Source organism: Stenotrophomonas maltophilia R551-3 (assembly GCF_000020665.1).
GTDB classification, from domain to species: domain Bacteria; phylum Pseudomonadota; class Gammaproteobacteria; order Xanthomonadales; family Xanthomonadaceae; genus Stenotrophomonas; species Stenotrophomonas maltophilia_L.
Genome location: NC_011071.1, coordinates 3,511,069 through 3,524,530, shown reverse-complemented (window position 1 = coordinate 3,524,530; position 13,462 = coordinate 3,511,069). Strand labels below are relative to the sequence as shown.

Below are 13,462 nucleotides of genomic sequence, written 5' to 3'. Positions count from 1 at the left end.
GCCGCGGCTTGCTCGTGTGCGCTGTCCTGCGCACACGGCAAGACCGGGGTTGGGCGTCCTGCCCAACCCGCCCGAGGCATGCCTCGGGCCCATGCCGCGGACACCCCCGCAACCGGACCCACCCCGCCTTCGACAGATCATCGCTGCTGTTGGTAGGTGTCGACCTTGGTTGACACGGTAGATCCACGCCATGCGTGGATAACGCAGGAATGATCGAAATGATCTTCTGTAGAGCCGAGCCATGCTCGGCTGAGAGGCTTCGCGTACAGCAGCCGGGCATGGGCTCGGCTCTACAACGAGCGCCTGCCTTTGCTTCTGATCTTTTGATTCTCTTCCGTGGCTGGCACGCGCAGGAAACTGTCAGGGGCTGTGCGGGGTGGGCTGCGCAGGACCGTTGGCGCCATGGATGGCGCCATCGAGCCCCCAGGGACGGGTTCACGGCGTGTCCTGCGCAGGCCACCCCGCACGGCCCATTCCGATAAACCCGCTGTCCGCGACCAACCCCCAGCCACGAGGGGCTCCGCCGTTGGCTGGAACCCATCATTCCACGACGGAATTGGCGCACCGGCTCCGCTGGGCCTACCATCGGCGGTCCCCACCCCCACCGCCCCTTCCATGTCCGCTCCCGCTTCCGCCGCACCGCGTCGCTGGTTCGTCGCCGGCGACTTCAACGGCTTCTTCGGCCTGGTCGTCGACAACCTCTCCATCCTCGGCTTCATCGCCATGGCCCTGGTCGGGATCTTCCAGTTCCCCGCCGACGTAGTGTTCGGCCGCATGTTCCCCGGCACCGCCTTCGGCGTGCTGGTCGGCAACCTGCTGTACACCCTGATGGCACGCCGGCTGGCCGCGCGTACCGGCCGCGATGATGTCACCGCCATGCCGCTCGGCCTGGATGCACCGACCAGCATCGGCATGGCGTTGCTGGTGCTCGGTCCGGCCTTCATCGCCTTCAAGCAGCAGGGCATGGACCCGCATGCTGCGGGTATCGCGACCTGGCAGCTGGGCATGGCCGCGCTGGTCATCATGGGCGTGCTCAAGTTCGTGCTGTCGTTCTTCGGCGAAGCGGTCACCCGCGCGCTGCCGCGGGCCGCGCTGCTGGGCTCCATCGCCGGCATCGCGCTGGTGCTGATGGGCCTGCTGCCGTTGCTGGAAACGCTGCGCTCGCCGCTGGTCGGCTTCACCACGCTGGGCCTGCTGCTGTACGTGCTGATCGCCAAGGGCAAGCTGCCGGTGCGTGGCCCGGGCGTGCTGTTGGCCTTCGTGTTCGGCACCGTGCTGTATTACGGCCTTGGCCTGGCCGGGCTGGGCGCACCGGGCTTCCACGTGCCGGAGTGGGTGCCGCCGCAGGTGGTGCTGCCGCTGCCGACGCTGGGCTTCCTCGAGGGCCTGCCTACCGCGATGACCTACCTGCCGCTGCTGCTGCCGTTCGGCCTGCTGATGGTGGTCGGTGGCATCAACGTGTCCGAAAGCGCACGCGCAGCCGGCGATGATTATCGCACCCGCGACATCCTGCTGGTGGAGGCGGTGGCCACGCTGGTGGCCGGTGTCTGTGGCGGCGTCGCGCAGACCACGCCGTACATCGGCCAGCCGGCCTACAAGCACATGGGCGCTCGCAGCGGCTACACGCTGCTGACCGGCCTGTTCGTCGGCATCGGCGGCATGCTCGGCATCATCTCCGGGCTGGTGCAGTGGCTGCCGCTGGCGGTGCTGGCACCGATCATCGTGTACGTGGCCATCGACATCACCACCCAGGCGTTCCAGGCCACGCCGCGCCACCACACCGGTGCGATGGTGTTCGGTTTCCTGCCGTCGGTGGCCTATCTGCTGGCGATCAAGGCGCCGGGCTGGATCGCGCCGGACCAGCTGCCGCAGCTGCTGACCAAGCTCGACGGCCACGGCCTGCCGGAACTGGCGGTGATCTTCACCCTCGGCAATGGCTTCATCATCACCTCGATGCTGTGGATCTCGGCGGTGGCGGCAATGGTCGATGGCCGCCTGCGCCGGGCCTGCGGTTTCCTGCTGGTGGCCGCGGTGCTGACCCTGTTCGGCCTGATCCACTCGGTGGACCCGCGTGGTGGCATCTACCTGCCTTGGGAGCTGGAAGGGCTGGCACGTATCATCAGCTGGCAGTTCGCCGGCGCCTACGTGGCACTGGCAGTGCTGCTGGGCCTGCTGTCGCTGCAGAAGCAGGCGGTGAAGCCGCTGAGTGACAAGGCCCAGTGATCGGTAGCGCCGGGCCATGCCCGGCGTTCGGCTGCGAGGTCGCCGGGCATGGCCCGGCGCTACCCCTCCCCATCCAGTTCCGGGTAGTGGCGGAAGATGCCGTTGGTGTTGAACGGCAACCGTCGTTCCGAGGCCAGGTAGGCGGCAATGTTCGGCCGCTTCGCCACCCGCTCCTGCAGCGCACGCAGCAGGGGCAGGGTTTGGCCCAGTGCCTGCATACGGCGTGGGAACATGTAATCCAGCCCACTCAGCAGCTGAAACAGCGACAGATCCACGTAGGAATGCTCGCGTAGCGTATGGCGGCCGCCATTGGCGGCCAGCACCTGCTCGAAGTAGCCGAGAAACTTCGGCAGCCGTTCGCTGCGCAGAGAGGCGGCGCGTGCCTTGGCTTCGCTCTTCTGGTCTTCGTAGTACTTCGATACGGCGATCGGATGGTGGGTGTCATGCACCTCGGCCACCAGATCGGCGATGGTCAGCTGCAACTGCAGCGCCTGCATCCGCCGCGAGGCCGCCTGTGGCACCAGGTCCAATGTCGGGCCAAGGAAATCCAGGATCGCCGCGACCTGTGCGATGACCTGGCGGCCGGCCTTCAGGAACGGCGGTGCGAATGGCTGCGTCCCCTCGCTTTTCCCATCAAGGAAAGGTTGCATCACTGCATCGCCGTGTACCCGCGCCATGTCGACGTAGTCGGCGCCGGCATCTTCCAGCGCCAGCCGTACGAATTCACCGCGGCCCTGGATGCCGGTCCAGTAGTACAGCGCGTATTGCATGGCAACGTCTCCACACGACAAGAGCAACAGCCTCGCGCGCGGCGTGCAAAGCAGGCGTGAGCATGGCTGCATGTCCTGCCCAACCCAAACCGCAGCCGAACGAAGGGGGAACCCTCGCAGACACGGGGGGTCACACCTTCTCCATGCGTGTGAAAACGAGGTGCTGCATCATGCAGAGTGGAAAGGCGGTATGGCCCTGGGTGCTGGGCGTGGTGGTGATCGGCGGTGCGGGCGGGTGGTTGTTCCGCGATCAGCTGAAGAGCCTGGCGGACGGCGTTTCGGTGCCGGTGCAATCCACTCCCGCCAGCAGCGCTGCACCTCCACAGCCAATGACGGCCGAGCAACCGGCCCCGGCACCGCCACCGATCAGGCACCCGCTGGAGACAGAGGCGGCCGCTGATCCAGCGCTGCCGAAACTGGCCGACAGCGATGCCGCTGCCTGGGGCGCGCTGAGCCAGCTGTTCCAGGGCGAAGGGCCACTGACCCTGCTGTTGCGCGACCATCTGATCCAGCGCCTGGTCACCCAGGTCGACAACCTGGACAAGCCCAGCGTGCCACCCACCGCGCTGGCCGCGCGGCCGCTGCCAGGCAGCCTGCAGGTCGAGCCCGGTGAGGGCGGCGAGCGGATCGCCGCCAGCAACGCGGCGCGCTATGCACCCTACGTGCAGGCCTTCACCGCGCTGGATCCGGCGGCGACGGCCACCGCCTACAAGCGTTTCTATCCGTTGATCCAGCAGGCCTATGTCGATCTTGGCCGGCCCGACGGCTACTTCAACGACCGTCTGGTGGCGGTGATCGACCACCTGCTGGACACCCCGGAGCCGGCCCAGCCGCCGTTGGTGGAACGCGATGAGCGTGGCCGCTACCGCTTCGTCGACGCCACCCTGCAGTCGCGCTCGATCGGGCAGAAGGCCCTGCTGCGCATGGATGTGGCGCAGGCAAGGGCCATCAAGCAGCAGCTGCGGGCGATCCGTACTGCGATCACCCGCTGAGCCCATCCAGCGGGCGAAACTGATCGGGATCAACGCGCCGACCACACCCGCTCCGGCATGCTGGCCGCAGGCTGACTGGCCTCGGGGTGCAGTCGCAGCCACCCTTGAAACCGGGTGGGGCAACCGCATCTTTCCAGCATCGCCGGCGCGGGCCGGCCCTGATGACCGATGAGGATTCGCAATGCGGATGGACAAGCTCACCTCGCGTTTCCAGCAGGCGCTGGCAGACGCACAGTCGCTGGCCGTGGGCCGCGACAACAGCATCATCGAACCGGTTCACCTGTTCAGCGCACTGCTGGACCAGCAGGGCGGCAGCACGCGCCCGTTGCTGGCCCAGGCCGGGGTGAACGTGCCGGTGCTGCGCGAGCGCCTGACCGAGGCACTGGATGCGCTGCCGAAGGTGTCCGGCCAGGCTGGCAACGTTTCGATGGGCAACGACCTCGGACGCCTGCTCAATCACACTGACAAGCTGGCCCAGCAGAATGGCGATGCCTTCATTGCCAGCGAGTGGTTCGTGCTGGCGGCGCTGGAAGACAGCGGCACGCTGGGCATGGCGCTGCGCGCCGCCGGCGCCGACAAGACCCGCCTGCAGGCCGCCATCGACAAGCTGCGCGGCGGCGAGAACGTGCAGTCGGAAAATGCCGAGGAACAGCGGCAGGCGCTGGAAAAGTACACCATCGACCTGACCGCGCGTGCCGAGAGCGGCAAGCTCGATCCGGTGATTGGCCGCGATGAAGAGATCCGTCGCACCATCCAGGTGCTGCAGCGCCGGACCAAGAACAACCCGGTGCTGATCGGCGAGCCGGGCGTGGGCAAGACCGCGATCGTCGAAGGCCTGGCCCAGCGCATCATCAACGACGAAGTGCCCGAAGGCCTGCGCGGCAAGCGCGTGCTGTCGCTGGACATGGGCGCGTTGATTGCCGGTGCCAAGTTCCGCGGTGAGTTCGAAGAGCGCCTGAAGGGCGTGCTGAATGACCTGGCCAAGAGCGAAGGCCAGATCATCCTGTTCATCGACGAACTGCACACCATGGTCGGCGCCGGCAAGGCCGACGGCGCGATGGATGCCGGCAACATGCTCAAGCCGGCGCTGGCCCGTGGCGAGCTGCACTGCGTGGGCGCGACCACGCTGGATGAGTACCGCAAGTACATCGAAAAGGACGCCGCGCTGGAGCGCCGCTTCCAGAAGGTGTTCGTGGGTGAGCCTTCGGTGGAAGACACCATCGCGATCCTGCGCGGGCTGAAGGAAAAGTACGCGGTGCACCACGGCGTAGAGATCACCGATCCGGCCATCGTGGCGGCGGCGACCCTGTCCAACCGCTACATCACCGACCGGCAGCTGCCGGACAAGGCCATCGACCTGATGGACGAGGCTGCTTCGCGCCTGCGCATGGAGATCGACTCCAAGCCGGAGGAACTGGACCGCCTTGAACGCCGGGTGATCCAGCTGAAGATCCAGCGCGAGATGCTGAAGAAGGAAAAGGACGAGGCCTCGCGGCAGCGCTTGGCCGATCTGGAGAACGACATTGATGGATTGGAGCGCGAGTTCTCCGACCTCAATGAAATCTGGAAGTCGGAGAAGGCCGCGCTGCAGGGCACGACCAAAATCAAGGAGCAGGTCGAGCAGGCCAAGCTGGAGTTGGAATCCGCGCAGCGTCGCCAGGATTTCGCCAAGATGAGCGAGATCCAGTACGGCCTGCTGCCGCAGCTGGAAAAGCAGTTGGCCGCCGCGCAGGAAGCAGAACACAAGGATTTCAAGCTGGTGCAGGATCGGGTCACCGACGAGGAGATCGCCGAGGTCGTCTCGCGCTGGACTGGCATTCCGGTCAACAAGATGCTCGAAGGTGAGCGTGACAAGCTGCTGCGCATGGAAGAGGTGCTGCACAACCGCGTGGTCGGCCAGGAGGAAGCGATCAAGGTCGTCTCCGACGCCGTGCGCCGCTCGCGTGCGGGCCTGTCCGATCCGAATCGTCCGGCCGGTTCGTTCCTGTTCCTCGGCCCGACCGGTGTCGGCAAGACCGAGCTGTGCAAGTCGCTTGCCGAGTTCCTGTTCGACAGTGCCGACGCGATGATCCGCATCGACATGAGCGAGTTCATGGAGAAGCACAGCGTCGCCCGCCTGATCGGTGCGCCCCCGGGCTACGTTGGTTACGAAGAGGGTGGCTACCTGACCGAGGCTGTGCGTCGTCGTCCGTACTCGCTGATCCTGCTGGACGAAGTGGAGAAGGCGCATCCGGATGTGTTCAACATCCTGCTGCAGGTGCTGGACGATGGCCGCCTGACCGATGGCCAGGGCCGCACCGTGGACTTCCGCAACACCGTCATCGTGATGACCTCTAACCTGGGCTCGCACCAGATCCAGGACATGAGCAGCGATGACAGCCCGGAGGCCTACACGCAGATGAAGGCGGCGGTGATGGGCGTGGTGCAGGCGCACTTCCGTCCGGAGTTCATCAACCGCCTGGACGACATCGTGGTGTTCCACCCGTTGGACAAGCAGCAGATCAAGCAGATCGCGCGCATCCAGATGCGCGGCCTGGAGAAGCGGCTGGCCGAGCGCGGGCTGAAGCTGGTGGTGTCCGATGCGGCATTCGACCTGCTCGGCAACGTCGGCTTCGATCCGGTGTATGGTGCGCGCCCGTTGAAGCGTGCGATCCAGGCCCAGCTGGAGAATCCGCTGGCGCAGAAGATCCTGTCCGGCGCCTTCGTCAACGGCGATACCATCGAAGTCGGCAACGACGGCGGCCACCTGGTGTTCGCCAAGGCGTGATCCACACGGGGCGCTGCCTGGTCGCAGCGCCCCGTTTCCTGCGTGTAGCACCGGGTCACACCCGCCGTCGCCTCAGAAGCGGTGCGTGTACCCGCTCATCAAACCGAACTGGTTCGGCTTCTGCACGATCGGGCTGTCGGCTGCATCGCCGAGCAGGCGCGTGCCTTCCGCCGAGATGTACCAGTTGCCGTTGCGACCCACGCGGTGGCTCCACTTCAGGCCAAGCCCGGCACTGACCAGGCCGGCCTTCGGCTTGTGCTGGGCAAATCCGGTACGCGCCGCCTGTTCCGGACTCACGCCGTACCAGGTCTGCATGTAGCCGCGATTGCCGTATTCGGTGGCGACACTGCCACTGACCACGCCGCCGGCGAAATCGAACAGCGGCATCGACAGGCTTAGCTGCATCTGCTGGGTGGCCAGGCCGTTGTCGCCCTTGTCTTCATCTTTGCGGGTGAACTGCCAGCTGCCGCTCAGCACGGCTTCTCCCAGCGTATAGCCAGCCGAGAGGCCGACCAGGGGACGGGTACGGATATCACCCATGCCGCGCAGGAAGTCCGAACCGCCGAGGGGGGAGTCCTTTTCGCGGCGGCTGCCGCTGGCACCGATGTAGGCGCGCAGGTGAGTGTGTTCACCGATGGCCGTACCCCAGCCGACACCGCTGGTGCCCAGAAACCAGCCACCGGGCGACTTGGCATCGAAGGACAGCATGGGCGACGCCTGGTACTCCTTGCTACCGCTGTAGCGCGGGGTCGCGCCGGCACCGGCGGCGACTTCGAAGGTCCAGTGGTCATCCTTGGCGTGGGCGATCGGTGCGGCAAACAGCGGCAGCAGGGCCAGGCAGAGCAGGGACGGAGTACGGCGAAGCTGGGACATGGAATCTCTCGACAATGGGAGGAAAGCAGCGCGCGCATCCGGCGAGTGCTGCAGGGTCGCCAGCGTGGCGATATGCCGGCGACCGATCCCTCCGCAGTTGTGCGGGAGTTGTAATCAACTGTAATCGCGCCCGTGGGCGTTCAGCTGGCAGCCAGCGGCCAGTGCATTTCGAAGCGAGCGCCGCCCATCGTGGCGCGGCTGATGTGCAGTTCCCCGCCATGGCGCGCCGCGATGCGGCTGACGATGGCCAGGCCCAGTCCGAAGCCACCGGTATCGCGGCTGCGGCTGTCGTCCAGGCGGGTGAACGGGCGCGTCACCTTCTCGCGGTCGGCTTCGGCGATGCCTTGGCCGTCGTCATCCACGCGCAGACAGGCGCGACCGCCAACGCCAACCAGCGAGACTTCCACCTGCGAACGCGCATGGCGCAACGCATTGCCGACCAGGTTGCTCAGCGCCAGCTGCAGCAGGCGTGGTTCGGCATCCACCCGCGGCAGTGCGCTGGGTTGCACGCGCAGTACCAGGCCGGCGCGTTCGGCATCGCGGCGCGCATCGGCCAGGCAGGCCTGCAACCAGTCATTGGCTTCGATGCGCTGCAGGGGCTCGGCTTCGTTGGGATGTTCCAGGCGCTCGTAGGCCAGCAGTTCGCTGACCAGTCCGTTGAGCTCGGCCAGGTCACCGTGAAGCCCCTGCGCCAAGCGCACGCGTCGTGCCGGATCGTCGCTGTCCCGCATCAGGTCCAGGCCGAAGGCCACGCGTGCGATCGGCGTGCGCAGTTCATGCGAGATCGCATGCGTGAGGTCACGCTGGCGCTGCACAAGCTCAGCCACGCGCGCGGCCATGCGGTTGGAATGATCGACAATGACCCGGATCTGCGAGCGTGGCGACACCTGCGCGCGCGCCTGCAGGTCGCCGGCACCGATGCGATCGGCATGCATGCGCAGTGCCTCCAGGTCGCGCCAGAGCAGGCGTACCCAGGCATACAGGCTGGCGCCGACCAGCAGCAGGATGCCGAGGTAGGCAGCGATGGTCATGTACGTTGTCATCGACACCGCACCGGGCAGGCGCAGGTGCAGCCAGCGGCCGTCAACGCCGTCGATGGGCAGCAGTAGCTGCTGGTAGAGGTCGCGCACGATGAAGCCATCGGCCCGCACCGCCACCTGTTCCTGCGGGTCGAGCGAGGGAGGCTTGTCGAGCAGGGTCAGGGCGATGCCGTAGTGCGGCTGCCACTGCTGCAGGCGCTCACGCTGCTGTTCTGCATCCAGGCCGGCCAGGCCACTGCGCAGGGCGTACACCTGCCCGCGCACCTGCTGCACGAACACGCGGTCCTGCACGGGCGTGTAGATGCCATCCAGTATGTGATTGAGGAAGTACACCGAAACCAGGAAACAGGCACCGGTGACGAACCACAGCCACAGGAACAGGCGCTTCACGCCGACCAGGCCGAGGGATTGAACTGGTAGCCCCGGCCCCACACGGTCTTGATCCGTCGAGGTTCGCGCGCGTCGTCGCCCAGCTTGCGGCGCAGCTTGCCGATGCTGACGTCGACGCTGCGGTCCAGGCCATCGAAGCCGATGCCACGCACCGCCTGCAGGATCTGGTCGCGCGAGAGGATCTGTCCGGGTTGGCTGGCCAGCAGCCACAGAATCTCGAATTCGGTGGTACCCAGCTCCACCGCGTGGCCATGCAGTTGGACGTCGCGCTGCATGCGGTCGATCAGCAGCCCTCCGTGCATCAGCCGGCAGGGTGAGCCGGTGCTGCCGCTGCCGTGGCGGCGGCGCAGCAGGGCGCGCAGGCGGGCCAGCAGCAGGCGCGGTTCGACCGGTTTGTGCACGTAGTCGTCGGCGCCTGATTCCAGGCCGAGCACCTGCTCGATGTCGTCCTCGCAGGCCGTCAGCATCAGGATCGGCACATCGGAGAAGCTGCGGATCTGCCGGCACACATCGATGCCGCCAAGGCCGGGCAGCATCAGGTCCAGCACCACCAGTTCCGGCGCGTGCTGGCGGCAGGCCGCACCGGCGAGGTCGCCACGGGCCACATGCTGCACGGCGAAGCCATGTTCGTGCAGGTAGTCGCTGACCAGTTCGGCCAGGCGGCGGTCGTCCTCCACCAGCAGCACCGGGGTCGGCGAGCCGCTGGCGGCGGGTGTCCAGGGGGATGACTGCATGCGCTTGGGCCTCCGTGCCCGGGCAGGAGCGCCCGGCGGCGAAGCCTAGCAACGGCCCATGACGGCTGCCTGAATCGCGGCCAACCTGATAACCACCGGTACGGGCGTCATCGCCAGTGGCTCTCAGCGGTCGCTGCCGGCTGGCCTATCGTGGCCGTTTCCCCGGATGGAGCCTGGCGCAATGAGCGACCCGCAGTGGCAACTGGAAACCCTGGCCGTGCATGGCGGCTATCGTCCCGACCCGACCACCCGCGCGGTGGCGGTGCCGATCTACCAGACGGTGGCCTATGCCTTCGATGACACCCAGCACGGCGCCGACCTGTTCGACCTGAAGGTGGCAGGCAACATCTACACGCGCATCATGAATCCCACCACCGATGTGCTGGAGCAGCGCGTGGCGGCGCTGGAAGGCGGCATCGGTGCGCTGGCGCTGGCCTCTGGGCAGGCTGCGATCACCTACGCCATCCAGACCATCGCCGAAGCCGGCGACAACATCGTCGCCTCCAGCGCGCTGTATGGAGGCAGCCTCAATCTGCTGGCGCATACGTTGCCGCAGTACGGCATCCAGACCCGCTTCGCCGATCCGGCCGATCCATCCGCGTTCGCCGCGTTGATCGATGAACGCACCAAGGCGGTCTTCGTCGAGTCGATCGGCAACCCGCGTGGCAACGTCACCGACATCGCGGCGATTGCCGAGGTCGCGCATGCCGCCGGCGTGCCGCTGATCGTCGACAACACGGTGGCCACGCCGTTCCTGCTGCGCCCGTTCGAGCATGGCGCCGACATCGTGGTGCACTCGCTGACCAAGTATCTCGGCGGCCACGGCAACAGCCTCGGCGGCGCGATCGTCGATTCCGGCCGCTTCGACTGGGCTGCACAACCCCAGCGCTTCGCACGGCTCAACCAGCCCGACCCCAGTTATCACGGCGTGGTCTATACCGAAGCGCTGGGGCCTGCGGCCTACATCGGCCGCGCGCGGGTGGTGCCGCTGCGCAATACCGGCGCGGCGCTGTCGCCGTTCAATGCGTTCCTGATCCTGCAGGGCATCGAAACCCTGGCCCTGCGCATGGAGCGCATCAACGCCAACGCGCTGGCGGTCGCACAGTTCCTGCAGGCGCACGCAAAGGTCGCCTGGGTGCGCTATGCCGGGCTGGCCGACGACCCCGAGCATGCCGCCGCGCAACGCTACCTGGGCGGGCACGGCTCGGGCGTACTGACCTTTGGCTTGCCGGGCGGCCGTGAGGCGGGTGCACGTTTCCTCGATGCGCTGAAGCTGTTCACCCGCCTGGTCAACCTGGGCGATGCGAAGTCACTGGCCACCCATCCGGCCTCGACCACCCATCGCCAGCTGGACGCCGCCGAGCTGGCCAGGGCCGGTGTCAGCGAAGACACTGTGCGGCTGTCGATCGGCATCGAGCACATCGGCGACCTGCGTGCCGACCTGGAGCAGGCCCTGGCCGGCGCCTGATAGCCACGCGCTTGGTCCTCATCGCCACAGGCGATCACCACCGGTCACCCAATGCGCTACGGTGGAGCTGCCTCTCCAAGGCAATGGCAACGTGGCGATCCAGATCCCCGGTCGATGCGGGTCGACCGGGGATTTTTTTGTTTCCGGGGTCAGATCCGTTTTCCTGCGGAGAACGGATCTGACCGCATGCGCCGCCGTGTCGACCAAGGTCGACACCTACCAACAGCAGTAGGAAATTGTCGAAGGCGGGGTGGGTCCGGTTGCAGGGGCGTGAGCGCCATGGATGGCGCGACCGAGCCTCCATGGGTGAGGGAGCTTTGCTTGCGAAGCACTGCTTCGCAAGCGCCCGAACGCACAGCCGCCAGCGGCTGGGCCGGCCTGGGGATTCACGGCGTCCCCTGCAACCGGACCCACCGCGCCATCCCACGGAATGCCAGCTTTTGCCGTTGCCGTTGTTTCGGCGGGTGCAGGGCGCAGCCCTGCCGCAGAACTCTCACACCACAGGAATGCTGTGCTGGCCCAGGTTGCGATACGGCGGCGTGGCCATCACCATCTCTGCCAGCGAATAGGCCAGCTCTCGCTCGGCCATCACCGTGCCATCGGCACCATGCTCCAGCAGGTGCTTCACCTCTGCATCGCTGTGTGCTCGCGCCAGCAGGGTCAGATTCGGGTTCAGCGCACGCAGTTTGGCCAGGGTCTCGCCGGCTTCCAGCGGTTGCGGGATCGCCAGCACGGCGATCTTGGCGCGCTCGGGATGGGCTTCGGCCAGCACCTTGTCCGAGGCGGCACTGCCGCGGATGCCGGGCAGGCCGGCCGCATGCGCTTCGGCAACATGCTCCTTGTTGTCGTCGATGATCATCACCGGCACGCCGCGGTCGCGCAGCACCTGCGCCAGCGCACTGCCAACACGACCGTAGCCGATGACGATGGCGTGGTCGTGCAGGTCCAGCGACGGCCCGGGCGGCAATTCGGTTTCCACTGCGGCCGGCGTGGTTTCCTGGTGCTTCATCAGCCAACGGTCGAGCAGGCCGAACACCAGCGGGTTGAGCATGATCGAGATCAGCGCGCCGGCCAGCACCAAAGCCTGCCCGGTGGGCGGCAGGATCTTCAGGGTCACGCCGAGGCCGGCGATGATGAAGGCGAACTCACCGATCTGCGCCAGGCTGGCCGAGATGGTCAGTGCGGTACCGGTAGGGTGGCCGAACGCGCGCACGATGAAGAACGCGGCGGCGGACTTGCCGAACATGATGATCGCGGCGGTGGCCAGCACCTGCCACGGGTGCTCGATCAGGATGCTGGGGTTGAACAGCATGCCCACCGAGACGAAGAACAGCACTGCGAACGCATCGCGCAGCGGCAGTGAATCGTTGGCCGCCTTGTGGCTGAGTTCGGATTCGTTGAGCAGCATGCCGGCGAAGAACGCGCCCAGCGCGAAGGACACGCCGAACAGCATCGCCGAGCCGAATGCCACGCCCAGCGCGATTGCCAGCACCGACAGGGTGAACAGCTCGCGCGAACCGGTACCTGCAATGCGTTCGAGGATCCACGGAATGACCCGGCGGCCGACCACCAGCATCACCGCAACGAACAGGCCCAGCTGCACGAAGGTCCAGCCGATGCTGGCCAGCACGCTGCCGAAGGTATGGGTTTCGTTGGCGGCATCGGGGCCGAACACGCCGGCCATCACCGGCATCATCACCAGTGCCAGCACGCAGGCCAGGTCTTCGACGATCAGCCAGCCGACCGCGATCTTGCCGCGCTGGGTTTCCAGCAGGCGCCGCTCTTCCATCGCCCGCAGCAGCACCACGGTACTGGCGGTGGCCAGCGCAAAACCGAACACGATGCCGTGGATGACCGGCCAACCCATCAAGGCTGCCAGGCCCCAGCCGAGCAGGGTGGCGACCAGGATCTGGCCGATCGCACCGGGAATGGCGATGGCCTTGACCGCCATCAGGTCCTTCAGCGAGAAGTGCAGGCCGACGCCGAACATCAGCAGCATCACGCCCAGCTCGGCCAGCTGGTTGGCCAGCGCCTGGTCGGCGACGAAGCCGGGGGTGAACGGACCTACACAGATGCCAGCAACCAGGTAACCGACCAGCGGAGACAAACGCAGCTTGTTGGCCAGCGCGCCAAAGATGAAGGCGAGCCCCAGGCCAACGGCAACGATGTTGATCAGGTCGGTGTCATGGTGCATCGGCTCTCGCA

9 protein-coding genes are annotated in these 13,462 nt (G+C 66.7%); 4 read left to right on the top strand and 5 right to left on the bottom strand.

All coding sequences use genetic code 11. From position 1 onward, the window contains the following. Positions 1–615: 615 nt before the first annotated feature. Positions 616–2,223: a SulP family inorganic anion transporter gene (locus tag SMAL_RS16005; protein ID WP_012511916.1), complete on the top strand. Its 1,608-nt coding sequence runs from the start codon at positions 616–618 to the stop codon at positions 2,221–2,223. A gap of 59 nt (positions 2,224–2,282) precedes the next feature. Here SMAL_RS16005 and SMAL_RS16000 read toward each other — a convergent pair whose 3' ends face one another. After that, positions 2,283–2,993: a glutathione S-transferase gene (locus SMAL_RS16000; protein ID WP_012511915.1), complete on the bottom strand. Its 711-nt coding sequence runs from the start codon at positions 2,991–2,993 to the stop codon at positions 2,283–2,285. A 170-nt stretch (positions 2,994–3,163) separates the two neighbouring features. Between SMAL_RS16000 and SMAL_RS15995 the strand changes: the two genes are divergently transcribed. Beyond that, positions 3,164–3,985, top strand: a complete 822-nt coding sequence (locus SMAL_RS15995) for a DUF3014 domain-containing protein (protein WP_006386823.1) — start codon at positions 3,164–3,166, stop codon at positions 3,983–3,985. Between the two features lie 181 nt (positions 3,986–4,166). Then, entirely contained in the window at positions 4,167–6,752 is a 2,586-nt protein-coding gene (gene clpB / locus SMAL_RS15990) for an ATP-dependent chaperone ClpB (RefSeq protein WP_012511914.1), read from the top strand. A gap of 72 nt (positions 6,753–6,824) precedes the next feature. On the opposite strand, the gene SMAL_RS15985 is transcribed toward clpB, so the two are convergent. The 3 genes from SMAL_RS15985 to SMAL_RS15975 all read right to left on the bottom strand — a co-directional run bounded on the left by SMAL_RS15985 (position 6,825) and on the right by SMAL_RS15975 (position 9,789). After that, positions 6,825–7,625, bottom strand: coding sequence for a MipA/OmpV family protein (locus SMAL_RS15985; RefSeq protein WP_006386820.1), 801 nt, complete (start codon positions 7,623–7,625; stop codon positions 6,825–6,827). 140 nt (positions 7,626–7,765) lie between these two features. Continuing rightward, a complete protein-coding gene (locus tag SMAL_RS15980) occupies positions 7,766–9,055 on the bottom strand; it encodes an ATP-binding protein (RefSeq protein WP_012511913.1) in 1,290 nt (429 codons plus the stop codon). Continuing rightward, entirely contained in the window at positions 9,052–9,789 is a 738-nt protein-coding gene (locus SMAL_RS15975) for a winged helix-turn-helix domain-containing protein (RefSeq protein WP_012511912.1), read from the bottom strand. Before SMAL_RS15975 ends, SMAL_RS15980 begins: the two co-directional genes overlap by 4 nt. Positions 9,790–9,970: 181 nt before the next feature. On the opposite strand from SMAL_RS15975, the gene SMAL_RS15970 reads away from it, so the two are divergent. Continuing rightward, positions 9,971–11,257, top strand: coding sequence for an O-acetylhomoserine aminocarboxypropyltransferase/cysteine synthase family protein (locus tag SMAL_RS15970; protein ID WP_012511911.1), 1,287 nt, complete (start codon positions 9,971–9,973; stop codon positions 11,255–11,257). A gap of 493 nt (positions 11,258–11,750) precedes the next feature. Here the strand turns inward: SMAL_RS15970 and ybaL are convergent, their stop codons facing one another. Next, positions 11,751–13,451, bottom strand: coding sequence for a YbaL family putative K(+) efflux transporter (gene ybaL, locus SMAL_RS15965; RefSeq protein ID WP_012511910.1), 1,701 nt, complete (start codon positions 13,449–13,451; stop codon positions 11,751–11,753). Positions 13,452–13,462: the final 11 nt, after the last annotated feature.